Origin of the sequence: Streptomyces griseochromogenes (assembly GCF_001542625.1) — a bacterium.
GTDB lineage: Bacteria > Actinomycetota > Actinomycetes > Streptomycetales > Streptomycetaceae > Streptomyces > Streptomyces griseochromogenes.
This window is the reverse complement of sequence record NZ_CP016279.1, coordinates 10,307,209-10,331,059: the sequence shown is the minus strand read 5'-3', so window position 1 is coordinate 10,331,059 and position 23,851 is coordinate 10,307,209. Positions and strand designations below refer to the sequence as shown.

The window sequence follows — 23,851 nt, the reverse complement described above, 5'->3', positions numbered from 1 at the left end:
CAACCCTGGCGTCCGTATAACGGATTCCGCGGTACGTCTTTCGGATACAAACACGTAAAGTCTTGTCGGCGCCCTGTCAAACAGGCCGTTCTCGATGTCACTCTCTCCTCGCCGCCGCAACTCTGTGCATCCCCTGTGTCCCGCCTGTGTCTCCAACCCCACGGAGACCAGCCCGAAGGAGATCGAGTGAGACAGCAGCCCCACGCTCCCCGCACCTCCCGCAAGACCGCCGTCCGCGCCGCCGCCCTGGTCGGCTCGGCCGCGATGGTCGTGCTCGCGCTGCAGAACGGCGCCGCCACCGCCGCCCCCACGCACACCCCCGGCGCCGCCGCCCTCCCGCTCAGCGCGTCGGCCCGTGCCACGGCCCTCGCGTCGGCCCAGCACAACGCCGGTGCGGCGGCGCGCGAACTCGGCCTCGGTGCCAAGGAGAAGCTGGTCGTCCGGGACGTGGTCAAGGACGCCGACGGCACGGTCCACACCCGTTACGAGCGCACGTACGCCGGTCTGCCCGTCCTCGGCGGCGACCTGGTCACCCATGTGGCGAAGAACGGTTCGCTCAAGGGCGTCGACAAGGCGGCCAAGGCCCGGATATCCGTGCCGACCACCGCCGCGGCCGTTTCCCCCGCGAGCGCGAAGAAGACCGCCCTCAAGGCCTCCGACTCCGCCAGGGCCACCGCCGCCACCTCGCGCAAGGTCATCTGGGCGACCGGCAGCAAACCGGTCCTCGCCTACGAGTCCGTCGTCAAGGGCGTCCAGCACGACGGCACCCCGAGCGAGCTGCACGTCATCACCGACGCGCAGACCGGCAAGAAGATCTACTCCTACGAGGCGATCGACACCGGCACCGGCACCAGCCGGTACAGCGGCACGGTCACGCTCGGCACCACCGCTTCCGCCTCCGGAGGCTACGACCTCGTCGACGGCGGCCGCGGCGGCCACAAGACCTACGACCTGAACGGCGGTACGTCCGGCACCGGCACCCTCTTCCACGACGCCGACGACGTCTGGGGCGACGGCACCGTGAACAACCGCCAGACCGCCGGCGTCGACGCCGCCTACGGCGCCGCCGTCACCTGGGACTTCTACAAGAGCGCGTTCAACCGCAACGGCATCGCGGGAGACGGCAAGGCCGCCTACTCACGTGTCCACTACGGCAACGCCTACGTCAACGCCTTCTGGGACGACAGCTGCTTCTGCATGACGTACGGCGACGGCACGAACAACACCGACCCGCTCACCTCGCTCGACGTGGCCGGCCACGAGATGAGCCACGGCCTGACCGCGGCCACGGCGAAGCTCAACTACAGCCGTGAGTCCGGCGGCCTGAACGAGGCCACCTCCGACATCTTCGGCACGTCGGTGGAGTTCTTCGCGAACAACTCCTCCGACGTCGGTGACTACCTCATCGGCGAGAAGATCGACATCAACGGCGACGGCACCCCGCTGCGCTACATGGACAAGCCCAGCAAGGACGGCGGCTCCGCCGACTACTGGTCGAAGTCGGTCGGCCGCCTCGACGTGCACTACTCGTCGGGCGTCGCCAACCACTTCTTCTACCTGCTGAGCGAGGGCAGCGGCGCGAAGACGATCAACGGGGTCTCCTACAACTCGCCGACCTATGACGGCTCCACGGTCACCGGCATCGGCCGGGCCAAGGCCGACCAGATCTGGTACAAGGCCCTGACCACGTACTTCACCTCGACGACCAACTACGCGGGCGCCCGCACCGGCACCCTGCAGGCCGCGGCCGACCTGTACGGGTCGGGCAGCGCGGAGTACAACGCGGTGGCGGCGGCCTGGAAGGCGGTCAACGTCAAGTAGCCCCGCGCCCACGGCACTGCGGTGGCCGGCCGCCCGTCACGGGTGGGCCGGCACACCGTCGCGTTCCGGCGAAAGGATCACGGCACCAGCTCCATGACCCTGGCAGGAGCGGAGTCGGAGCCCCCTCTCCTCCACCGCCGGGCGGAGTCCTGATCGCGCGCTCAGGCCACCCGCGGAAAGCGGGCCTGAAGCGTCCAGATCGCCGGGTTCTCCGCCAGGTCCTCGTGCAGGTCGGTCAGGTCGGCGAGCAGGTCGTGCAGGAAGTCGCGGGACTCACGGCGGAGCTCGGCGTGGGGGAAGGTGAGCGGGGACTCCTCGGCCGGCATCCAGTCGGCCTCGACGTCCACCCAGCCGAAGCGGCGCTCGAAGAGCATCCGGTCGGTGGACTCGGTGAAGTCCAGCTCCGCCAGCTGCGGCCGCGAGGCACGCGAGCCCAGGGGATCCCGGTCCAGCCGCTCCACGATGTCGCACAGCGCCCACGCGAAGTCCAGCACCGGCACCCATCCCCAGGCTGTGGACAGCTCCCGGTCCGTCTCGGTGTCCGCGAGATAGACGTCCCCGCAGAACAGGTCGTGCCGCAGCGCGTGGACGTCCGCACGGCGGTAGTCGGTCTGCGGCGGGTCCGGGAAGCGGTTGGAGAGGGCGTAGCCGATGTCGAGCACGCAGGAGATGGTGTCACGCCGACCGGCCCGGCCCCGCCACGGTGTACCCGGCCCGCCTAAGATCACTGACATGTCCAGATCCGCGCGCCTTGTCCCCTCCGCCGCCGCCCTGCTCGCCCTCGCCCTCACCGGCACCGCGTGCGACGGCGGAGTCCACGGCACCCCGGGCAGCGCCGGTGTATACGACCCGTACTTCCCGAAGGCGGGCAACGGCGGCTACGACGTCGGCCATTACGCCCTCACCCTCGACTACACCCCCGGCAGCCGGCACCTCACCGGCAAGGCGGTCATCACCGCCCGCGCCACCAAGGACCTGACCGCCTTCGACCTCGACCTCGCCGGACTGGACGTCGACTCGGTCACCGTCGAGGGCAGGCCCGCCCTCTGGAACCGCACGGGCCAGGAGCTCACCGTCCGTCCTCACGACGACCTCCGCAAGGGCGAGACCTTCAGCGCCACCGTCCGCTACTCGGGCACCCCGAAGACCCTCACCGACTCCGACGGTGCCAAGGAGGGCTGGCTGCCCACCGCCGACGGCGCGCTCGGCCTCGGCGAGCCGGTCGGCTCCATGGCCTGGTTCCCCGGCAACCACCACCCCTCCGACAAGGCGACCTACGACATCACGGTCACCGTCCCGGAGGGCCTCCAGGCCGTCTCCAACGGCGAGTTGACGAGCCAGAGCACCAAGGGGGGCCGTACGACCTTCGCCTGGCACACCGCCCAGCCGATGGCGAGCTACGTCGCTACGGTCGCCATCGGCCACTACGACATCACCAGCACCAAGGGCCCCCACGGCCTGCCGATCGTCACCGCCGTCGACCCCACCCAGGCCAAGGCGAGCGCGAAGGTGCTCGCGAAGATCCCCGACATCATCGACTGGGAGGAGACCAACTTCGGGCCGTACCCCTTCTCCTCCACCGGCGCGATCGTCGACCGCCCGGGCGACGCCGACTACGCCCTGGAGACCCAGAACCGGCCCGTCTTCCCCGCCGACCAGTTCGACACCAGCACGCTCGTGCACGAGCTCGCCCATCAGTGGTACGGCGACTCGGTCACCCCGAAGTCCTGGCGGGACATGTGGCTCAACGAGGGCTTCGCGACGTACGCGGAGTGGCTGTACAAGGAGGACTACGGCCACAAGAGCGCCCAGAAGACCTTCGACGAGCTGTACGAGGACGACGACGAAGCGGTGTGGGCCTTCCCTCCGGCGAAACCTTCCAGCGCCGCGCACATCTCGGACACCCCCGTCTACGAGCGCGGCGCGATGGTCCTGCAGAAGATCCGTCAGAAGGTCGGCGACGACACCTTCTACGACATCATCCAGGGCTGGGCCGCCGCCCGCCGCCACGGCAGCGCGAGCACCGCCGACTTCACCGAGTACGTCGAGAAGAAGGTCCCGGACAAGGACTTCACCGAGATCTGGAAGGACTGGCTGTACGGGGACGGCAGGCCGGCCCACCCGTGACGGGACGGCGTCCCGTCACGGGCCGGTGCGCCCACGCGGGAACTCCCGCCCGCGCGTCACACGCCCGGGGCGTCCGGGGCGGCGGCCTCCAGGTCGGCGATGCTGCCCGACATGATCGTCCGCACCTGCCCGGTGATGTGCTCCGCGGGCCAGTCCCACCAGGCCACCGCCAGCAGCCGGGCGATGTCCCGGTCGTCGTAGCGGGTGCGGATGAGGCGGGCCGGGTTGCCGCCGACGATGCCGTAGTCGGGCACGTCGCCGGTGACCACGGCGCCGGAGGCGATGATCGCGCCGTGTCCGATCCGTACGCCGGGCATGACCGTCGTGCCGTGGCCGAACCAGACGTCGTTGCCGACGACGGTGTCCCCTCGGCCGGGCAGGCCGGTGAGCAGGTCGAAGTGCTCGGACCAGGAGCCGCCCATGGTGGGGAAGGGGAAGGTCGAGGGCCCGTCCATACGGTGGTTGGCGCCGTTCATGATGAACCGCACGCCTGTGCCCAGCGCGCAGAACTTGCCGATGATCAGCTTCTCCGGCCCGTAGTGGTAGAGCACGTTGTGCGTCTCGAACGCCGTCGGGTCGTCCGGGTCGTCGTAGTAGGAGTACTCCCCGACCTCGATCAGCGGGGACTTCACCAGCGGTTTGAGCAACACCACCCGGGGCTGCTCGGGCATCGGATGGAGGACCGTCGGGTCGGCGGGCACAGGCATGGGGAGGGCTTCCTCGTCGGTGGCGGGTCTGTCTCCGGTCCATGATCGCGGTACCGCGCCGCCCCAGGACACCCATTGACCGCCTGCGCGAACGCGGCCTATTCGGATTCCCGCCTTCCGGATAGCGCCGCCGTGCCGAGGATTTCTCAAGTGTGGACATGACACCAACGGGTGTTATTGTCCTCCAGCTTGATCATCTGTCACAACAATCATGGATCGACGAGGCGCTGCGGCATGCCCGAATACCCGGCCTGCCCGCCTCTCGCCAAACGGAGGGGATCCGTGTGATGAAGAAAATGGCCAAGGCGCTCATGGTCGCCGCGGCAGTTCCCGCCCTGCTTGTCGCCACGTCCGGCGCGGCGTCCGCGGACGGCTGGGTCACGTGGAAGAACGTGAAGTCCGGCTATTACCTCACCGGCACTTCCGACGGTACCGTCAAGGGCGCTTGGGCCATGCCGGGGGTGAACGAGGACGACTACCAGTGGTATGACCAGTCGAACAGCGACGGCAGCTACAACGAGTCCAACGGCCACCTCATGTGCCTCGTCGGCTACTACCGGCAGGTGTACACCGAGAGCTGCAACAGCCGGCGTGACCAGACGAACTGGTGGCAGCGGTGGTACGAGATCTCGACGTCGTCGGGCTGGAAGCTCAAGAACCGTCAGACCGGCTGGATCCTGGACGACGAGGGCCACGGCGGCATCTACGCCAACTCCACGGACTACAACAACTCCAACCAGCGCTGGAAGTAATTGCCGCACACAGGGCCTGCCGATCCGTTCGGCAGGCCCTGTCCTGGTGTTAATGAATGGACAACGGCTGCTCAGGCGCCGGTCTTGATGATTTTCTCGGCCGATTCCACCTTCAGCTTCTGCGTACGCCGCGCGTCCTGCAATTGCTTGGCCCGCTGCTTGATGATCTCCCGCTCATATGCGGCGGAAATCAGAGCGGCGGTCTGAACGTACTGTGCCTTCCGCTTGCATTCGACGTCCGTGACGGCGGCCGCGATCTCGGCGGGGGAGGGCGGCGGCAAGGTCGCCCCCTTGGGGACGGGCAGGCCTTTGCCGAGGAGGCTCCGGTCGTGCGCGGGGGCCAGCGGGTTGTCGTAGTTGTAGCCGGATTTCTTCATGCAGGCACTCCACGTGGAGACCGTGGCCACGACCCGGCTGTCCTGGAAGGTGGCACTCAGCGTCTGTGACCTCAACTGCTGGACGACCATGAACAGCGTCTCCGGGTTCTTGCCGCCGAGTTTCCTGCGCGCCTTCCCCGCGCATCCGAGCCTGCCGCTCTTCGGGTCGTCGAAATAGGCGCGCTTCACCGCCGGAGTGATGTCGTCATCGACCGCTCGGCCGCTCGCGGGCTTCGGTTCCGGGGACGGCTCCCGGTACCCGTAGACCTTGACGGCCTTCATGTCCATCACGCCGTAGATGACATAAGGGGCCGGCGGCTCGGGTCCGTTGTCCAGCATGAGTGCCTCGGGGAGTTTCAGCCCCTTGTCCCGCATGCATTGCTGCGCGAGGACGTTCTCGGCGCGGATGATCGTCCGCTCGTCCTTCATCGAGACGTACGCGTCCAAGGGCAGGGTCATGGAACCGTCGGGCCGGACGACCGCACCGCCGCCCTTGAAATCGACCGGCTTGGACGGGTCGCCGCCCGCCGCCGGGACGAGCGGCGGAATCGATGGCTCCGTCCCCGAAAAGCCCGACGGGGCGGGCTTCTTCGCCGAATCGCCGTTCTCCGGGCCCGAGGTGCCGCTGCATCCCCCGACCGCCATGACGGCCATCAGCGCTGTACCGGCCACCCACAGTGGCCTGGATTCACGTATCGCTCTCATCATCCCGAAATCGATCCGAAGTGATCGGACAAGGCCGGGGGTGATGGGTGCCGGGCTCACGGCACGGCCACCACGGTGGCCGAGTCGGTCACCGGTGTCCGTCCGCGAGGACGCGATATCCAGTTTGGTCTGCACGCCCGGCGAAAGCGCCGGGTCGCCCCCCGAGCAGACCCATGAACGTCAATTCTGTCAGACATCGCTTCTCGATTCGACGCCTGGACGATCAAGACCTCGCCCACACACCGGAGCCCCCGACCGGAAGGGCGTGGCTCTCCCACGCCCTTGAGGCAGTGGGGGAGCACCCTGTCGGCGAGCATGGCCGAACCGATCCCGACCACGGCGCCGAGTCTCTTACCGGCCGGCGTCGTCCACTCCACCGCCGCCTCAGCCCTCCCACTCGTCCAGCAGCCGTGCAAGGTCCGGCGGCCACACCGGCTCCGCCTCCTCGGCCAGCTCCTGCCTGCTCCACCAGCGTCAGGTGAGGATGTGGTCGGCGGCGTGCGAGGCGGCGAGTCCGGAGCCGGCACGGCGCAGGGGCGGCCGAGGGCACGGTCGGGGTGGCGGTCGACGACCTCGTGGCGAGGGCGGGCCAGAAGGCCAGGCCCTTGGGGTTGTTATCGAGAACGGCGAGCCACGCGGCCTGGCGTCCGGCGGCACGGAAGCGCTCCTCGACCAGCGTGGCGACCCGCCGGGCAGGGCGCTGTCCGCCGGAGGGAGCTGTTCGAGAATCATGGTGCGACAGTATTCGCCGATCTGAGGCAGGAAGACGATGACCACGCAGCCACCGCCGTACGGCAGCCAGCCCCCGTACGGCCAGCAGCCACCGCCTCCACCGGCGACTGCCCCGCCGGGCTTCGGCCCACCGTCACCCCACTACCCCAACGCCTACGCGCCCAGCCCACCCCAACCTCCCGCCGGTGGACCGGAGTTCATGGCGGTCGACCGTCACAACTCGATCGTGGTCGACACCTCAGGTGTGGCCTTCGAGGACCACGGCCTGTCCATCGACTTCTCCTGGCAGGAGATCCGCAGCGTCCACTTCAAGGCGAGCCCGTCCGGCAAGGCCCTGATGATGGCGGTGGTCCACCTGGACGGCAGGGTCTACGAGTGCGTGGTCGAGGCGAAGCCGAGGGCGAGGCTGGGGGAGTGGTTCGCCCAACTGGATCCGGTGCTGGGCTATTACCGGCCGATGGGTTCGTAGCACGGCAGGTCGTCCGTGGAGATCGTCCAGTCGCCGATGGTGACGTCCTCGCCGTAGCCGAAGTCCTTGCGGGTGGCGTAGCGGGGACCGTCGGGGGTGGGATGGATGTCCGTGAAGACGGCGCCGGTGCCGGTGCGGGGGTCGAAGATCGCGTAGACCGGGATGCCCATCAGGGGGTAGTCGCGCATCTTGGTGACCCAGTCGTTGTCCGGGTTGGAGCGGGAGACGATCTCGATGGCGGCGATGAGCGTACGAGGGTCGATGGACCCCTCTCCCTCCATGTCCGCCTCGGCGATCACCATGATGTCGGGGCGGCGCATGATGCCTTCTGGCTCCACCTCCACATCGGGTTCACCCGTGTGGGCCACGATCTCCTCAGGCATGACCTTTTCCAGGCGTTTCCGGAGACGTAGTGCGGTGAGTTCGTGCGGCCGGACAGGCGACATCATGTCGAGGACGATCCCTTCCTTGGTGATCTCGAACTTGCCGGGGAGGGTGCCGTCCGTGGACTCCACGAAGTCACGCATGGCCCGGTAGAGGTGGGAGGCGCCCTGCCGCGCGTTGTCCGGGGCGATGGTCATGGCGCTCGCTCCTCGTCGTCTGTGCCCAGGGGCAAGGATCGTCACGTCCATGCTAGGCGGCCTCTTGGAGATCGGAGCGGCAGTCGCGGCATCGGCCGGGGTGGGGCGCGCGGAAGCCGCGGTCGCAGCCGTCGCAGTTCCGGAGTGGGTGGCGGAGGGGTGGGGGTGGCGGGGGCGTCTGGAACGGGGGCAGTGGCGGCAGCTGGGCGGTCAGGCGGTGGGGCGTGGGCCCTCAGGGGGGAGATCGCTGGTCAGGGCGTGGCGTACGGCCGCGGGACTGACGTCTCGCTCCAGCCAGGCGGCGACGCCGGGGGTGAGGTGGGCCGTGTCTCGGGTGGAGAGGAGGAGGCGGGGGTCCAGGTGGCGCAGGCCGGCGAGGAGGTCCGTAGCGGTCTGGAGGAGGGTGGGGGACGGGTATGCCGGATGCGGTACGGCGGGGAGGGGGCGCGCGGGGCGCTTCTTGGGGACAGCGGTGTTCTGTGCGGCTTGGAGCACGGGTGCCGGGGCCGGGCGTGTGCGTACGGGCCGTGCGGCTGCGGGCGCCGGGGCTGCGCGGTCGGCCCGGTGGGCGCGGTGCGGCTTCGGCTGGTTGCAGGAGATCGTGCGGGTGACGATGCGGCCGCCGGGGATGCGTTCCCGTTCGCGGCGCAGATAGCCGTGGGCCTCCAGTTCGCGCAGGGCGGCGGCGACGCGGGTCGGACCCTCGGGGAAGCGGGCGGCCAGAGTCTTGATGTCGGCGGAGGCGCCGGGTGGCAGCGACTGGATGTGGGCGCCGAGGCCGATGGCCAGGAGCGACAGTTCCTTGTGCTGGGTGAGGTGGTTGCCGATCACCGTGAAGCGGGTGGTGTGGCGGGTGTGGTCGTGGATCAGACCGCCGCCGGTGTCGGGGTGCCGCCGGTTCGGGTGTTTGTTGGCGGCAAGGCGGGACTGGGCATGCGGGGGCACGCTAGGGTTTTCGGTATCCATCAGGAAGCGGCTTTCTTCCTCGGTGGTCAGGCCCTCGCACTGGGATTGCCGTCCCGGCGAGGGCCGTTGCATGTGTGCGGTTGTGTTGCGCTGAGCGTAGGGCAGGCAACCGACCCGAAATCCAGCGGAGTTGGTGATGTCCACCCGCGTGGGTGAGGGCACTCGGCGGGCGGGAGGGGTGGGGTTTGGTGGGGGTTCTTTCAGTCTCCCGCTTTTCGGGAAAGGCTTCCCGTCCCACCGGAGCATGGCCCGACCGGAGCAGGGTTCGCCGTGCTCCGGTCGATGCGAACCTCGGCCCACACCGTCTTGCGTGGCCGCGACCCCGGTGCGACACCCCACCTGTCGGCGAGCGCGTCCACGAGCACGAGGCCACGGCCTGACTCGGCGTCCACAGATGGGAGTTGGGTGCGCGGCAGGCGGTCACCTCGTGTGTCCGTGACCTCGATGCGGAGGGTGCCGCCGACGACGTAGAGCATGAGGCGGAAGTCGCGTCCCGGTACTCGGCCGTGGGTGGCCGCGTTCGCCGCCGGCTCGGCCACGATGTGCGCCGCCGGATCCAACGGCAGTCCCCAGGTGCGGAGTTGTTCGGTGGCCAGCAGTCGGGCCAGGCGGGCTCCGCGTGGTGTGGGGGAGAGCTGCACGGTGAAGTTGGGGATGGCGGCGATTTCCTGGTTCACGTCACTCAGCGTGGCGATGCGGGCTTACCGTGAACAGTGATGACGCCGATACGTACGGTGACTGTCCGGAGCTTGTCCGGTGGTGTCCGGGCTGTCGGGAGCGGCCGTAGGGGTAGGGGCGTCGCGAGTTCGGACGTACTGGCGGAGGGGTGCGGCATGAGCGTGGACGGTGAGGCGGTCGAGCCGGGTTGGGAGGTCGACCCGGACGACGAGTGGGGCGTGGCGGTGATCGCGACGGTCGGACGCCGGCTGAAGTTGCGACGGGAGGCGGTGGGGATGCGGGCCGCCGGCTTCGGGGACGCGGTCGGGTACGGCGAGGACCTGGTCTACAAGATCGAGGGCGGGAAGCGGATTCCCCGGCAGGAGTACCTGAACAAGGCGGACGAGGTCTTGAAGGCGGGCGGGCTCATCGCCGCGACGTGGGAGGACGTGAAGAAGGTCCGGTACCCGAAGAAGGTGCGGGAACTCGCCAAGTTGGAGGCCCAGGCCGTCGAGATCGGGGTGTACGAGTGCATCAGCATCAACGGCCTGTTGCAGACCCCGGACCACGCGCGGGCCCTGTTCGAGGCGTGGCAGCCCGCTTATTCGGAGGACGACCTGGAGCGCGTGCTGTCGGCTCGTATGGCCAGGCGGTCCGTCTTCGAGCGATCACCAGCTCCGTCCCTCGGCTTTGTCCTTGAAGAGGCAGTGCTACGGCGTTGCGTCGGCGGCACAATGGTGTGGCACCAGCAACTCGAACATTTGCTGGAGGTAGGCCGGTTGCGCAACGTCACGCTCCAGGTGATGCCGACGAACAGCGGAGCTCATCCCGGTCTGGGAGGCAGGGTCGAGATCCTGAAGTTCCCGGACGGGACAGCTGTCGGGCGTTCCGATGGTGCGTTCAATGGCCGACCCACCTCTGACCCGAAGCAGCTCCGCATCCTTGAGCTGCGTTATGGCGCCATCCGGGCTCAGGCTCTTCCGCCTCAGGAGTCCCTGGTCCTCATCGAGCACATGCTTGGAGAAACATGATCCGCAAGGCCTCTGCCGGAATCCCCTCCGAGCTGAAGTGGTTCAAGAGCAGCTACAGCAGCGGTCCGGATGGCGACTCCTGCGTCGAAATAGCCACCGCCCCCGACACCGTCCACGTCCGCGACTCCAAGAACACCACCGGCCCCCGCCTCGCCTTCCCCCCGGCCGCCTGGACCGCATTCGTCTCGCAGGCCTGACGACCGAACGCCGGAGCCCCCGGCCCGTACGACCAGGGGCTCCCGCACAGCGCAGCGTCCGTCAGACGTTCACACCGAAGTCCTGCGCGATGCCCACCAGGCCCGAGGCGTAGCCCTGGCCGACCGCGCGGAACTTCCACTCCGCGCCGTTGCGGTACAGCTCGCCGAAGACCATGGCCGTCTCGGTGGCGGCGTCCTCGGAGAGGTCGTAGCGGGCGATCTCGGCGCCGCCGGCCTGGTTGACGATGCGGATGTAGGCGTTGCGGACCTGGCCGAAGTTCTGGCCGCGGTTCTCGGCGTCGTAGATGGAGACCGGGAAGACGATCTTGTCGATGTCGGCCGGGAGGGCGGCGAGGTTGACGTTGATCGCCTCGTCGTCGCCGGCGCCCTCGCCCGTGCGGTTGTCGCCCGTGTGGACGATCGAGTTGTCCGGGGTCTGCTTGTTGTTGAAGAAGACGAAGTGGGCGTCGGAGTAGACCTTGCCCTGCGTGTTCACCGCGATGGCGGAGGCGTCCAGGTCGAAGTCCGTGCCGGTGGTGGTGCGGACGTCCCAGCCGAGGCCCACGGTGACGGCGGTCAGGCCCGGAGCCTCCTTGGTGAGCGAGACGTTGCCACCCTTGGACAGGCTTACAGCCATGATTGGGAGTCCTTCCCCTTTAGGTTTCTGTGCCGACGAAGCTACCGTCACCCGGAAGAACGTCGAGGGGGGTCCCCATGGTTCCGGATCCCTTTACCTCTTTTACCGACGCGAAAACCGCGTGACGTGAGGCGGTCCGGACCGGGACCATGGGACACATGTCCGGTCCCTACATCGTCCGTGGCTCCGTCTCGCTTCCCGAGGCCGAGCTGATGTGGCGTTTCTCCAGGTCGTCCGGGCCGGGCGGCCAGCATGTGAACACCAGTGACTCCCAGGTGGAGCTGCGCTTCGACCTGGCCGCCACCGAGGCGCTCCCTCCGGTGTGGAAGGAGCGGGCGCTCGAGCGGCTGGCCGGGCGGCTGGTCGACGGGGTCGTCGTCGTACGGTCCTCCGAGCACCGCTCCCAGTGGCGCAACCGCGAGGCCGCCGCCGTACGCCTCGCCGCTCTCCTCGCGGAGGCCACCGCACCCCCGCCCAAGCCCCGCAGACCGACCCGGATCCCGCGCGGGATCAACGAGCGGCGCCTGCGGGAGAAGAAGCAGCGCTCGGACACGAAGCGGGGCCGTTCCGGCCGCGGCTGGACGTAGCCGCCGCGCCCGGCTGTCACACTCCCGCCTCCCGGTCCGTCATCCCGTCGACGGGTACGGAACGGGACGGAGAGGCTGGGCCGGCTGATGAGCCACAGTGAACGCGAGGGTGACCACCGGGGCGGTACGGACTTTCTCGCCGAGCGGTTCGAGGCGCACCGAAGTCATCTGCGTGCCGTCGCACACCGCATGCTCGGGTCGGCCGCCGAGGCCGAGGACGCCGTGCAGGAGGCCTGGTTCCGGCTCGGCCGGACCGACACCCGGCAGGTGGAGAACCTCGGGGGCTGGCTGACGACGGTCGTCGGCCGGGTCTGCCTGGACATGCTCCGCTCCCGCCGCTCCCGTGCCGAGCAACCGCTGGACAGCTGGAACCCGGCACCGTCCGCCGAGCCGGATCCCGCCCAGGACGCCCTGCTCGCCGACTCGGTCGGGGTCGCGCTCCTCGTCGTCCTCGACACCCTCACCCCCGCCGAGCGGCTCGCGTTCGTGCTGCACGACCTGTTCGGCGTGCCGTTCGAGGAGGTCGCCGGTGTCCTCGGCCGCAGCCCGGCCGCGGCGCGGCAGCTCGCCAGCCGGGCTCGCCGCCGGGTGCGGGGCGCCGAGGCCCCGGACACCGATCCGGCCCGGCGGCGCCAGGTCGTCGACGCGTTTCTCTCCGCCGCGCGCGGAGGCGACTTCGACGGGCTGCTCGCGATGCTCGACCCGGACGTGGTGGCCCGCAGCGAGGCCGGTGTGACGAGCGGCGCGTCGGCGGTCGCCGCCGGTGCGACGAGCTTCGCGCATCTCGCCGGCGTCGCCCGTCCCGCGCTGGTCGGCGGCCTCACGGGCCTGGCGGTGCTGCTCGACGGCCGCGTCGAGCGTGCCCTGGCCTTCACCTTCGAGGCGGGGCGCATCGCCACGATCGACATCGTCACTGACCCGGAACGGCTCGCCGCGCTGACTGTCGAGCTGGTCTAGCCAAGGAGGTCACGAGCGCCCCGAAGGGGCGCGAGGCTGTATCGATGTGCGGCTCCGCCGCGTGGGCGCGACCGGCCACGGCAGACTCATGGGCGGGGGCGGCCGCGCGTGCGAAGGCGAAGAACCGGTGATCCGTTCCGGCGCCGGGAACGCGCAGGGTGAGAGCGGTGTCGGGATTCCCGGGGGTCATCTCTCCCGGACGAGCCGTCATCCACGCGCACGGGGCACGGCGTTCACGGCACCGCCGCGGAATTCCGGGGGCCTTCGGTCACCCCATGTGCCGGTACCGGCCGCGGAAATACATCAGCGGTCCGCCCTCCGCGCTCGGCACCCGCGCGGTCAGCACCCGGCCGATGACGAGGGTGTGGTCCCCGGCCGTCACACGCTGCTCGGTGCGGCACTCCAGGGTGGCCAGCGCACCGCCCATCAGCGGCGCGCCGGTGACCTCCCCGCGGACGTGGGGAAGGTCCTCGAAGAGCAGACGGTCGCTGATGCGGCCCTTCATGGCGAAGCGGCCCGCGACATGCCGCTGGCTCTCGGAGAGCACCGAGACGGCCCACAGCGGCTGCTCGTCGAGCAGGTCGTCCATGCGGGAGCCCTCGCGCAGGCTGACCAGCACCAGCGGCGGGTCCAGCGAGACGGACATGAACGCGGTGGCGGTCATGCCCACGTCCTCGACGCCCGGTGCGGTCGGGTCGTCCGGGTCCAGCGGCGGTTCCTGCGCGGTGACCAGGACCACACCCGAGGCCAGTCGGGACATCGCGGCCCGGAACTCGTCGTTGCTCACCCCATCAGCATGCCCGGAAGTGATGGGGGCGGTGGGCGAGGAAGTCTTCAGCACGCAGGAAACGCTAATCTCCGCACCGCGCGCACCGCATCGGGCCTCCGCCCGAGCCCGGTCCTAGGACCGGAGTAGGACCACACCCGCAATCCCCGTTCGTCAAACGCATGAGGAAAAGGCAGAAACTCCACTCAATTGTTCACGTTTTTCTGTGACTTGAGTCACAGAAGGCAAGAATTGTTGACCCTGTGTACCGAGTGGGCAGCGCGCTGTGATTCAGTGGCGGGGAAGCTGTACGAGCACCCTTGATTCGCTGCGAGGTCTCGGGGGGAGGGCGAGCATGGAGACCGAGTCGGAGCCGTATGTCCGTCTTGCGTCCCTGCGACAGCTGCACCAGGTCATGGCCGACATGAACACGGCGCGCAGCCTGGCGGACACACTGCAGACCGTGGCCGACGGCGTCGTGGGCGCACTGGGCTACGAGATGGCGTGCGTCAACCTCGTACGCCCCGACGGCGACCTCGTCGTCGCCGCGTTCTCCGGGAACTCCGCCGCCGAGGCCCTGATCACCGGCCGGGTCGGCTCCCGCGAGTCCTGGCTGCGCCGGCTGAACATGGGCGAGACGTGGGGCGACCTGGTCTTCATACCGCACACCGAGGGCTGGGTGCTGGACGACGACGACGTCCCGCAGTGGTACACCGACGGGCCCGCGCCGCGCTTCGAGGACGAGTGGCACCCCTCCGACCGGCTCTTCGCGCCGATGTACACGCCCGGCGTGCAGGGCGGCGCCTCCGGCGAGCTGCTCGGCGTCATATCGGTCGACCGGCCGCGCAACGGCCGCCGGCCCGGCGCCTGGGGCCGCGAGGCCCTGCAGATGTACGCCTTCCAGGCCGCCATCGCGATCAGCAACGCGCGTCTACGCGCGAATATGCAGCGGGCACTAGTCCGCCTGGAGCGCGAGCAGCAGGCGCTCAGGGCCAGCGAGGAAAGCTTCAGGCAGGCCTTCGAGTACGCCCCCTCCGGCATGGCGATCGCCGAGATGGGCGGTGACCAGCACGGCAGGATCCTGCGCACCAACGACGCCCTGTGCCGGCTGCTGGGCCGTCCCGCCTCCGCGATGCGCCGCTACTCCTTCTCCGACCTCGTCCACCCCGAGGACATCGGCACCCTGCTCAGGACCTCCGCCGAGGGCGGCCGCGCGGAGCTCCGCCTCGGCCGCCGCGACGGCACCTACGTCTGGGTGTCCCTGCGCAACTCGGTGGTCGCCGACGCCGCCGACGGCCCCCGTTTCCTCCTGACCCACGTCGAGGACATCGAGGAGCGCAAGCGCCGCGAGCTGCAGCTCGCCCACCGCGCCTCCCACGACTCCCTCACCGGCCTGCCGAACTCGGCCGAGCTGCGCTCCCGCCTGTCGGCCCGCATCTGCCAGCGCCCGTCCCAGCCCGGCGAGCTGGACTCCCTGGACGCGGCCTACGGCCACCCGGCCTACGACAGCCAGGCCGGCCACGGCTTCGACTTCGCGCCGGGCACGGAGGCGTACGACGCCTTCGACCACCACGTGCACTCCGTCGCCCCCGAGGACGGCCACGACGACGGCACCAAGGGCCTGGCGGTCCTCTTCTGCGACCTGGACGGCTTCAAGTCGATCAACGACCGGTTCGGTCACAACGCGGGCGACGCGGTCCTGATCGAGGTCGCCCGCCGGCTCTCCCGGGGCGTCCGCGACGGCGACACCGTGGCCCGGCTCGGCGGCGACGAGTTCGTGATCCTCGCCGACGGCCTCGGCAAGGCCGACGCCCAGGACCTGGCGGTACGCCTGCGCAACGAGATCATCCAGCCGATCCGCGCGGAGGGCCGGGCGGTCCGGGTGGGCGCCAGCTTCGGCATCGGCTGGGCACACTGCGGCATGACTGCGGACGAAGTGTTGAAGTCAGCCGACGAGCGGATGTACGTAGAGAAACGATCTCGTCCCAAACAGCACCGCCGCGCCGGGTGATCCGCAGGTCAGCGAGTTGATGCGGTACGAGTCACCCGTTTGGGCCAGCCAGAGCGGGTAGGCTCGCCATTCCAGACCTGTACCACATCCACTCGCACCCGCTGAGGAGACCAAGGGATGACGCCCGGCGAAAACAGCCCGAGCACGCCCGAGGACGACGACCCGTTCGGCTATCTGTACGCCGACGGCCAGGCCAGAGGAGCCCAGCCGCCGTCCGGCGGTTACGGCTACCCGAACTCGGTCAGCAGGAGCAGCAGGGTGCGCGCGGTCGGCGAGCGCCAGTACGGCCAGCCGCAGGCCCCGTACGGCCAGCCGCAGCCCACGGTCCCGCAGCAGCAGGGCGCCTACGGCCAGCCGAACGCCCACTACCAGGCCCCGGAGACCCTGCCGGGCGGCGCCCCGACGAGCCGCCAGCCCATGGCGCCCACCGGCGGCCGCCGCGGCCCGAACACCAAGGGCCTGCTGATCGGCGCGATCGCAGTGGTCGCCGCGGTCGTCATAGGCATCGGCATCGCGGTGATCAACGGCAACGACGGCAAGAAGACCGACAGCAAGTCGGACAGCACCCCGACCCAGTCCCAGAGCAGCGAGCCGAGCCCGTCGGGGAGCAGCTCGGCGGCGGGGGAGCTGCCGAAGACGGACGCGAGCGCGCTGCTGCTCGGGCCCGGCGTGACGACGGCGTCGGACGTCAAGGGTTCGCAAGCCAAGGGCGGAACCTATGTGACGGGCTTCAACCACGTCGGAGCGACGGTCACCTGGTCGGTCAACAACGTCGAGAAGGCCGGAAGTTACCGGCTGTACGTGCGCTACGGCATCCCGGGCGTGGACGCCAACGCGACCCTGGTCGTCAACGGCAAGGTGGACTCGCGGCCGATACAGATGAAGAACTTCGGTGGCGGCACGCCCCAAGGTGACTGGGAGAAGGGCTGGAAGACCACCTGGTCCAACGTGAACCTGAACAAGGGCGCGAACACGATCCAGATCGCCTGCAACGACGGCAACCAATGCAACGCGAATCTCGACCAGTTGTGGCTGGTGAAGGGTTAGGTCAAGTCCGGCGGCTGAGCCCCGAAGCGGTGTTGCGATCTCGGCGGCCGCCGAGATCGCAACACCCGCTGCTTAGATGCGTCCGCCTTCGACGCAGAGGATGGCCACCCAACCCGTCTTTCCGTCCGCCTTCACCTTGACCCAGTCATTGTCGGAAGGGCCCCCAGCCCAGCACTTGTATGAGCCGCCGTTGTTCTGCCGCGTGCACGGGGTAGTGGTGCAAGGAATCCTGGCACGGGGGTCGGTAACCGTGTGGAGTATGGTCGACGAGGTGCTGGGAGCGCTTCGTATACTGAAGTAGTGGCCATCGCTCATCCAGACTCCCGCTTGATCGGCCGACGCCGTGGAACTCATGGAGATGACGAGTCCCATCGAGGCCAAACCGAGAGCCGCGAGTTGCTTGATGGCCGGTGATTTGCGTATGTGTTCCCCCAGCGAGAAATAGATCTGTGGTCGCTGGCAATCATATGTTCTAAAAAGTGGTGTGCGTCGATGGTCATCGGCCGTGGTTGGCCGGTTTTCAAGCTGCGATGACCTCACTTGTCACTGCCACCCGCCCCAGCAGCTCCTCGTACGCCGGAGCATCGAACTCGCCCGCTGTCGGTGCCTTTACGGTTGCCGCCGACAACGCCACCGCGCGGGCTAGTCGCTCCGGCCACGGCAGGCGTTTCACCAGGCCCGACAGCAGGCCCGCCACCGCCGAGTCGCCTGCGCCGGTCGGGTTGCCGTGGACTCGGGACGGTGGGGTGGCGCGCCAGCGGCCCTCAGGGGTCGCCGCGAGTAGGCCCTCCGCGCCCAGGGAGGCCACCACCGCGTGGGCGCCTCGGCGGCGGGCGTCCTGGGTGGCGCGTAGGGGCTCGTGGGAGCCGGTGAGTTCGGCCAGTTCGTCGGCGTTGGGCTTGATGATGTCGGGGCGGGCGGCCACCCCGCGACGCAGGGGCTCCCCGCTGGTGTCCAGGAGGACGGGGACGCCCAGCGTCCTGGCCGATCGTACGAGGCCCGCGTACGCGCCGACCGGCACCCCCGGCGGCAGGCTGCCGGACAGGGACACCGCCGAGGCGGAGGGCAGGAGTTCCGCGTAGCGGTCCAGGAAGGTGTCCCACTCGGTGGGAGAGATCTGGGGGCCCGGCTCGTTCAACTGGGTGGTGTCGCCGGTCAGTTCGTCGACGACGGCGATCGTGCGGCGGGTGGCCCCGGCTATCGGGACCAGTGCGTCCCTCACGCAGGTTGTGTCCGCGAGCCGGTCGCGTATCGCCCGCCCGGTCGCGCCGCCCGCGAACCCCGTGACCGTCACCTCGTGCCCGAGGGCCGCCAGCACCCGGGCCACGTTCACGCCCTTGCCGCCCGGTCGCTCTATGACGTCCGAGACGCGGTGCGAGGTGTGTGGCCGCAGGGACCGTACGCGATAGGTGATGTCGAGAGCGGTGTTCAGTGTGACCGTGAGGATCACCCGGGCCGACCTCCCTCGAAGTCCGTCCGTCATCGGTTTCCGGGGCCCTGATCATGCCAAAGAGACGGCGGCCGGCCCAGGGGGAGGATCGGCCGCCGTCCGGCGAAGTTGGGGGATGGATCAGGGCAGTTGGGGCACGACCACCCATTCACCCCGGCGCATCACGCCCTTGAGGTCGAAGTTCGCGTCCAGCAGGACCAGGTCGGCGTCCTTGCCGGGCTCCAGGGACCCGATGCGGTCGGACAGGCCGAGCAGCCGGGCCGGGTTCGCGGACAGCGCCGCCACGGTGTCCTCCACCGTCAGCCTGTCGACGGTCACCGCCCGCTTGAACGCCCGGTCCAGGGTCAGCGTGGAGCCCGCGATCGAGCCGCCCTCCACCAGCCGGGCCACGCCCTCGCTGACCTCCACCTCCAGCGGACCGAGCATGTAGCGGCCGTCGCCGATGCCGGCCGCGTCCATCGCGTCGGTGATGAAGGCGACCCGGGAGGCGCCCGCGTGGTGGAAGGCCAGCTCCAGCGCCGCGGGGTGCAGGTGCGTGCCGTCGTTGATCAGCTCGACCGTCACCCGCTCGTCCTCCAGCAGGGCCGCGATCGGGCCGGGGGAGCGGTGGCCGAGCGTGGGCATCGCGTTGAAGAGGTGGGTGGCGACCGTGGCGCCCGCGTCGATGGCCTCGACGGTCTGCTCGTAGGTGGCGTCCGTGTGGCCGACGGCGGCGATCACGCCGTGCTCCGCGAGCAGTCGTACGGAATCGATGCCGCCCGGCAGCTCGGTGGCGAGGGTGACCATCTTCGCCTTGCCGCGGGCCGCGTCGATCAGCTTGCGCACCTCGGCCGGCTCCGGGTCGCGCAGCAACTCCTCGGAGTGCGCGCCCTTGCGGCACGGCGAGATGAACGGCCCCTCGAAGTGGATCCCGGCGATGTCGCCCTGCTCGGCCAGCTCGCTCAGCAGCCCGGCCTGCTGGACCAGCAGGTCCATCTCGTCGGTGACGGTGGAGGCGACCAGGGTGGTGGTGCCGTGCAGGCGGTGGGTGCGGATGGCTTTCAGTACGTCGTCCACCGTGCCGGAGAAGGAGGCTCCGCCGCCGCCGTGGTTGTGGATGTCGACGAAGCCGGGGACCACCCAGTGGTTTCGTACGTCGATGACCTGGGCGTTTGCTGGGGCTGTGCTGGTGATGCGGGTGCCGTCGACGATCACCTGGCCCTCTTCGACCGTTCCGGTGGGGAGGACCACGCTGGCGCCGGACAGCACGAGGGCGGTTGCGGCCGTCGCGGGCTGCGGGTGCGTCGTGGCTGGTCGCGCAGTTCCCCGCGCCCCTGGGTCGGCTGCCATCAGGGGGTTACCTCCGTATGGTCGGTGTGGTTGAGGAGATCCCGGGCAAGAAGTCCCGCGCCCAGGCAGCCGGCCGTGTCGCCCAGGGCGGCGGGGACGATGGACGGGAGTTTCTGGAAGGTGACCCGCTGCCGCACGGCGTCCCGCAGTGGCTGGAACAACACTTCCCCCGCCTCGGCCAGGCCGCCACCGATGATCAGCGTGCGGGGGTCCAGCAGGGTGATCGCGGTGACCAGCCCGTCCGCGAGCGCGTCCACCGCCTCCTGCCAGACCCGGACGGCGTTCGGGTCACCGGACGCGACGGCCTTCGCGCAGTCGGCGGCGTCCGCTTCCGGGTCCCCGCAGGCCGCCGCCCAGGCCTCGCCGACCGCGGACGCGGAGGCGTACCGCTCCAGACAGCCGCGCTGCCCGCAGGGGCAGGGGGTGCCGGACGGCCGTACGACGACGTGGCCGATCTCGCCCGCGAAGCCGTGCGCGCCGGACTCGACGCGTCCGGCGATGCCGATGGCGCCGGCGATCCCGGTGCCGAGCGGCACGAACAGGAACCGGTCGGCGCCCCTGCCCGCGCCGATCCGGCCCTCGGCGAGCCCGCCGGTGCGCACGTCGTGGCCGAGCGCCACGGGCACGCCGAGCCGGTCGGCGAGCAGGTCGCGCAGGGGTACGTCCCGCCAGCCGAGGTTGGCCGCGTAGGCGGCGATGCCGTGCTCCTCGTCGACGATGCCGGGTACCGCGAGGCCGGCCGCGGCGGCCGGCTCGCCGTAGTGCGCCACGCCGTACGCGCGCAGCTCGGCGGCGAAGTCGAGGATGGTCTCGACCACCGCGTCGGGCCCGCGCTCGCGGCCGGTCGCGCGGCGGGCACGGTGCAGCAGTTCGCCGTCGTCGCCGACGAGGGCGGCCTTCATCCCGGTACCGCCCACGTCCAGGGCGATGACATGTCTCACGGGGACAGTGTGGCCCGCCGACCCACAAGAGGTCTAGTCCACTCACGTGGTGTAGACCTTATGTGTCCACATATTGAACGGTCAGACAGCAGGGTTGGGGCTTTGACGGTGCGTCGGCGTACGGCAGGAACGATCGCGGTGGTGTCCGCACTGGGCATGGCGGCGGCCCTCGGAGGCTGTGGAAGCACGGGGTCCTCCGACGTGACCCTCAAGCTGGTCGCGGCCGACTACGGCGACTCCGCCGCCAACAGCTCGCAGAAGTACTGGGACAAGCTGGCCGAGGCCTATGAGGCCAAGCACTCCGGCGTGAAGGTCGAGGTCAGCGTCTACTCCTGGAACGACGTCGACCGCAAGGTCAAGGAGATGGTCGACGCCGGGCACGCCCCCGACATGGCCCAGATCGGCGCCTACGCCGACTACGCGGCCGCGGGCAAGCTCTACCAGGCCTCCGACCTGCTCTCCATTCGCACCCAGGCCGACTTCCTCTCCCAGCTCGCCGACGCGGGCCAGTGGAACCACGCGCAGTACGGCATCCCGTTCGGCGCCTCCACCCGCGTGCTCTTCTACAACAAGACCCTGTTCGCCAAGGCCGGCATCACCCCGCCCACCACCTGGGACGAGCTGGCCGCCGACGCCAAGGCGCTCAAGGACAAGGGCGTGAAGTACCCCTTCGCGCTGCCGCTGGGCCCCGAGGAGGCCCAGGCGGAAACCATGCAGTGGCTGCTGACCGGCGGCAACGGCGGCAGCGGTTACACCGACGACATCGGCACCTACACCATCGACTCCGCGCAGAACGTCCAGACCTTCACCTGGCTCAAGGACGACCTGGTCGGCAAGGGCCTGACCGGGCCCGTCGCGCCCGGCAAGCTCAACCGTGCGGCCGCCTTCGCCGCCTTCGCCGACGGCCAGGTCGGCATGCTCAACGGGCATCCCACGCTGATCCAGCAGGCCGCGCAGAAGGGCGTGAAGTTCGGCATGGTCCCGATGCCGGGCCCCACCGGCAAGGCCAAGGCCGCGATGGGCGTCGCCGACTGGATGATGGGCTTCAAGCAGAACGGGCACGCGAAGCAGATAGGCGACTTCCTCGACTTCGTCTACGAGCAGAAGAACGTCCTCGCCTTCTCCCGCGAGTACGGGCTGCTGCCGGTCACCGGTTCCGCGTCCAACGCCATGAGCGATTCGGACTCGGCCCGGGACAAGGATCTGCACGCCTTCCTCGACCAGCTGCCGACCTCCCAGCTTTACCCGGTCGGCAAGACCTCCTGGGCGGCGGTCAGCGCGGCCGTGAAGAACGACATCGGCCAGGCGGTGGCCCCCGACGGCAGCCCCTCCGCCATCCTGACCCGCCTCCAGGCCACGGCGACGACGGCCGACAGCCGGACCTCCGGCTGAGCCGGTTGTCGGTGCCCGGCGTTACGGTTGCGCACATGGAACTGGGCAGCCGTGAAAGGGCCATCCTCGCGCTGGAGCGCCGGGGCTTCGCCGGCCCCGGCGCGAAGGAGCGGGCGATACGCGAGGAGCTGGGCCTGGCGCCGGTGCGCTACTACCAGCTCCTGAACGCGCTGCTGGACGACGAGAGAGCGCTGGCACTGGACCCGGTGACGGTGAACCGCCTGCGGCGGGTACGGGAGGCACGGCGGGCCGAGCGCTGAGTATCCGTCCGCTTTCCGAAAGTGACCGGCTGCTGGAAACGACCTCTCAAGGCGTCACTTGTAGATCCGCAGCACCCGGCCGACGTCCCGGACGTGTCCCAGGCCCCGCAGCTCCTCGAGGGCACTGTGCAGCGCATGCTCGGTCGCGGGGAAGGTGATGAACACGACGCGGGCCTGTGATTCCGAACCCTGCTGGTCCACTTTGCGGATCGACACGCCGTGGCGCCCGAAGACGCCTGTCACCTCGGACAGGACGCCTGGGGCCTCGTTCACTTCAGTGCGTATGTAGTAGGAGTGCACCAGCTCCTGCGTGGGCCGCATGACCGCGGGCGGGCCGACGGGCACACGGCGGTGCGTGCCGCGACGCAGATGGTCCGCGGCGCTGACGACGTCGCCCAGGATCGACGACGCCGACGGCCGGGGGCCGGCGCCGTGCCCGTAGAACATCAGCTCACCGGCGGCGGAGGTCGTCACGAACACCGCGTTGAAGCTGTCGCGGACGGTCGCCAGCGGGTGGTCGCGTTCCACCAGGGCCGGGAAGACCTGGGCACCCACCGATCCGATCCCGTCCGGGCCGTCGGGGAAACGCTCGGCCACCGCAAGCAGCTTGATGACGTATCCGAACTGGGCGGCCAGTTCGAAGTCCTCCGGTTCGAGACCGGTGATGCCCTCGCGGGTGACGTTGTGCGCCACGACGGACTGGTTGAACGCCAGTGAGGCGAGGATCGCGGCCTTGGACGCCGCGTCGGCTCCTTCGATGTCGGCGGTCGCATCGGGCTCTGCCAGGCCGAGTTCCTGAGCCTTGGCCAGCACCTCGCCGAAGCCGAGGCCGTCGGCCATCATGCGGGTGAGTATGTAGTTGGTGGTGCCGTTCACGATGCCGGCCACCCGAGTCACGTCCTCGGCGAGCAGCGACTCCCGCAGCGGTCGCAGGATCGGCACCGCCGCCACAGCCGCGGCCTCGAAGAAGAAGTCGACTCCAGCCTGCTCGGCCGCGGCGAACAGCTCGGGACCCGCGCTCCCGACGAGCTCCTTGTTGGCGGTCACCACCGGCTTGCCCGCCTTCAACGCCGCCATGACCAGCTCGCCGACCGGCTTCGTACCACCGATCAGTTCGACCACGATATCGATGTCCTCGGCCTTGACGACGTCGTCGGTGTTCCCGGTGAAAAGTTCGGGGTCCAGTTTCGACGAGCGCGGCCTTCCCGGATCGCGGACGGCAATACGCGCGAGTTCAAGGGAGATACCCGTCACGCTCTCGATCGCGGGGCTCCGCTCGACGAGCAATTCGGCGAATGCCTCGCCGACGGTCCCGCACCCGAGCAACCCGACCCTGACATGCTGTTCCATTG

The 23,851-nt window shown here is 69.6% G+C and carries 23 protein-coding genes and 1 pseudogene; 12 read left to right on the top strand and 12 right to left on the bottom strand.

The genetic code is table 11. The features are described from left to right. Nucleotides 1–264: 264 nt before the first annotated feature. Nucleotides 265–1,821, top strand: coding sequence for a M4 family metallopeptidase (locus AVL59_RS45110; protein ID WP_208870662.1), 1,557 nt, complete (start codon nt 265–267; stop codon nt 1,819–1,821). Nucleotides 1,822–1,982: 161 nt separating this feature from the next. Here the strand turns inward: AVL59_RS45110 and AVL59_RS45105 are convergent, their stop codons facing one another. Next, the gene (locus AVL59_RS45105; RefSeq protein ID WP_067316051.1) at nt 1,983–2,483 is read right to left on the bottom strand and encodes a hypothetical protein; all 501 of its coding nucleotides are present in this window, start codon (nt 2,481–2,483) and stop codon (nt 1,983–1,985) included. A 70-nt stretch (nt 2,484–2,553) separates the two neighbouring features. Between AVL59_RS45105 and AVL59_RS45100 the strand changes: the two genes are divergently transcribed. After that, on the top strand, nt 2,554–3,948 hold the full coding sequence (locus tag AVL59_RS45100; RefSeq protein ID WP_067316049.1) for a M1 family metallopeptidase: 1,395 nt from the start codon (nt 2,554–2,556) through the stop codon (nt 3,946–3,948). 56 nt (nt 3,949–4,004) lie between these two features. On the opposite strand, the gene AVL59_RS45095 is transcribed toward AVL59_RS45100, so the two are convergent. Then, nucleotides 4,005–4,655, bottom strand: coding sequence for a CatB-related O-acetyltransferase (locus AVL59_RS45095; RefSeq protein WP_067316047.1), 651 nt, complete (start codon nt 4,653–4,655; stop codon nt 4,005–4,007). Nucleotides 4,656–4,939: 284 nt separating this feature from the next. Between AVL59_RS45095 and AVL59_RS45090 the strand changes: the two genes are divergently transcribed. Then, complete coding sequence (locus AVL59_RS45090; RefSeq protein WP_208870556.1) at nt 4,940–5,407, top strand: hypothetical protein; 468 nt, start codon at nt 4,940–4,942, stop codon at nt 5,405–5,407. Between the two features lie 71 nt (nt 5,408–5,478). On the opposite strand, the gene AVL59_RS45085 is transcribed toward AVL59_RS45090, so the two are convergent. Further along, complete coding sequence (locus AVL59_RS45085) at nt 5,479–6,456, bottom strand: hypothetical protein (RefSeq protein ID WP_159400219.1); 978 nt, start codon at nt 6,454–6,456, stop codon at nt 5,479–5,481. A gap of 802 nt (nt 6,457–7,258) precedes the next feature. Between AVL59_RS45085 and AVL59_RS45080 the strand changes: the two genes are divergently transcribed. After that, complete coding sequence (locus AVL59_RS45080) at nt 7,259–7,690, top strand: hypothetical protein (protein WP_067316043.1); 432 nt, start codon at nt 7,259–7,261, stop codon at nt 7,688–7,690. Here AVL59_RS45080 and AVL59_RS45075 read toward each other — a convergent pair. The 3 genes and pseudogenes from AVL59_RS45075 to AVL59_RS45065 form a co-directional block, all read right to left on the bottom strand. Beyond that, on the bottom strand, nt 7,669–8,271 hold the full coding sequence (locus AVL59_RS45075; RefSeq protein ID WP_067316041.1) for a Uma2 family endonuclease: 603 nt from the start codon (nt 8,269–8,271) through the stop codon (nt 7,669–7,671). The two genes, AVL59_RS45080 and AVL59_RS45075, sit on opposite strands and share 22 nt — an antisense overlap. Nucleotides 8,272–8,323: 52 nt before the next feature. Continuing rightward, nucleotides 8,324–9,237, bottom strand: a pseudogene (locus tag AVL59_RS45070) (helix-turn-helix domain-containing protein). Between the two features lie 200 nt (nt 9,238–9,437). Continuing rightward, nucleotides 9,438–9,914: an ATP-binding protein gene (locus AVL59_RS45065; protein WP_067316039.1), complete on the bottom strand. Its 477-nt coding sequence runs from the start codon at nt 9,912–9,914 to the stop codon at nt 9,438–9,440. A 156-nt stretch (nt 9,915–10,070) separates the two neighbouring features. Between AVL59_RS45065 and AVL59_RS45060 the strand changes: the two genes are divergently transcribed. Both AVL59_RS45060 and AVL59_RS45055 read left to right on the top strand, forming a co-directional pair. Continuing rightward, nucleotides 10,071–10,925 carry a helix-turn-helix domain-containing protein gene (locus AVL59_RS45060; protein WP_067316037.1) on the top strand — a complete coding sequence of 285 codons (855 nt, stop codon included), beginning with the start codon at nt 10,071–10,073 and terminating at the stop codon, nt 10,923–10,925. After that, nucleotides 10,922–11,122 carry a DUF397 domain-containing protein gene (locus AVL59_RS45055; protein ID WP_067316036.1) on the top strand — a complete coding sequence of 67 codons (201 nt, stop codon included), beginning with the start codon at nt 10,922–10,924 and terminating at the stop codon, nt 11,120–11,122. Before AVL59_RS45060 ends, AVL59_RS45055 begins: the two co-directional genes overlap by 4 nt. Nucleotides 11,123–11,183: 61 nt before the next feature. On the opposite strand, the gene AVL59_RS45050 is transcribed toward AVL59_RS45055, so the two are convergent. After that, nucleotides 11,184–11,759, bottom strand: coding sequence for a TerD family protein (locus AVL59_RS45050; RefSeq protein ID WP_020940795.1), 576 nt, complete (start codon nt 11,757–11,759; stop codon nt 11,184–11,186). Nucleotides 11,760–11,908: 149 nt separating this feature from the next. Here AVL59_RS45050 and arfB point away from each other — a divergent pair, with 149 nt between their 5' ends. Then, nucleotides 11,909–12,346, top strand: coding sequence for an alternative ribosome rescue aminoacyl-tRNA hydrolase ArfB (gene arfB / locus AVL59_RS45045; protein WP_067316034.1), 438 nt, complete (start codon nt 11,909–11,911; stop codon nt 12,344–12,346). A gap of 87 nt (nt 12,347–12,433) precedes the next feature. Beyond that, nucleotides 12,434–13,303 carry a sigma-70 family RNA polymerase sigma factor gene (locus tag AVL59_RS45040; RefSeq protein ID WP_067316033.1) on the top strand — a complete coding sequence of 290 codons (870 nt, stop codon included), beginning with the start codon at nt 12,434–12,436 and terminating at the stop codon, nt 13,301–13,303. 268 nt (nt 13,304–13,571) lie between these two features. Here the strand turns inward: AVL59_RS45040 and AVL59_RS45035 are convergent, their stop codons facing one another. Then, nucleotides 13,572–14,090 (bottom strand): flavin reductase family protein, encoded by a 519-nt coding sequence (locus tag AVL59_RS45035; protein WP_067316032.1) that lies wholly within the window; start codon nt 14,088–14,090, stop codon nt 13,572–13,574. A gap of 334 nt (nt 14,091–14,424) precedes the next feature. Here AVL59_RS45035 and cdgB point away from each other — a divergent pair, with 334 nt between their 5' ends. Further along, complete coding sequence (gene cdgB / locus AVL59_RS45030) at nt 14,425–16,080, top strand: diguanylate cyclase CdgB (protein ID WP_067316030.1); 1,656 nt, start codon at nt 14,425–14,427, stop codon at nt 16,078–16,080. Nucleotides 16,081–16,197: 117 nt separating this feature from the next. Next, complete coding sequence (locus tag AVL59_RS45025; RefSeq protein WP_067316029.1) at nt 16,198–17,127, top strand: CBM35 domain-containing protein; 930 nt, start codon at nt 16,198–16,200, stop codon at nt 17,125–17,127. Nucleotides 17,128–17,647: 520 nt separating this feature from the next. Here the strand turns inward: AVL59_RS45025 and AVL59_RS45020 are convergent. From AVL59_RS45020 to AVL59_RS45010, 3 genes are all read right to left on the bottom strand, one after another. Further along, nucleotides 17,648–18,577 (bottom strand): 1-phosphofructokinase family hexose kinase, encoded by a 930-nt coding sequence (locus AVL59_RS45020; protein WP_067316027.1) that lies wholly within the window; start codon nt 18,575–18,577, stop codon nt 17,648–17,650. A 120-nt stretch (nt 18,578–18,697) separates the two neighbouring features. Further along, nucleotides 18,698–19,906, bottom strand: coding sequence for an N-acetylglucosamine-6-phosphate deacetylase (nagA, locus tag AVL59_RS45015; protein ID WP_208870555.1), 1,209 nt, complete (start codon nt 19,904–19,906; stop codon nt 18,698–18,700). Then, a complete protein-coding gene (locus AVL59_RS45010; RefSeq protein ID WP_079147297.1) occupies nt 19,906–20,847 on the bottom strand; it encodes an ROK family protein in 942 nt (313 codons plus the stop codon). Before AVL59_RS45010 ends, nagA begins: the two co-directional genes overlap by 1 nt. Before the next feature lie 108 nt (nt 20,848–20,955). Between AVL59_RS45010 and AVL59_RS45005 the strand changes: the two genes are divergently transcribed. Together AVL59_RS45005 and AVL59_RS45000 are read left to right on the top strand one after the other, a co-directional pair. Beyond that, nucleotides 20,956–22,239: an extracellular solute-binding protein gene (locus tag AVL59_RS45005; RefSeq protein ID WP_443732251.1), complete on the top strand. Its 1,284-nt coding sequence runs from the start codon at nt 20,956–20,958 to the stop codon at nt 22,237–22,239. Nucleotides 22,240–22,274: 35 nt separating this feature from the next. Then, the gene (locus AVL59_RS45000) at nt 22,275–22,499 is read left to right on the top strand and encodes a DUF3263 domain-containing protein (protein ID WP_067316020.1); all 225 of its coding nucleotides are present in this window, start codon (nt 22,275–22,277) and stop codon (nt 22,497–22,499) included. Between the two features lie 54 nt (nt 22,500–22,553). Here the strand turns inward: AVL59_RS45000 and AVL59_RS44995 are convergent, their stop codons facing one another. After that, on the bottom strand, nt 22,554–23,849 hold the full coding sequence (locus tag AVL59_RS44995) for a homoserine dehydrogenase (RefSeq protein WP_067316019.1): 1,296 nt from the start codon (nt 23,847–23,849) through the stop codon (nt 22,554–22,556). Nucleotides 23,850–23,851: the final 2 nt, after the last annotated feature.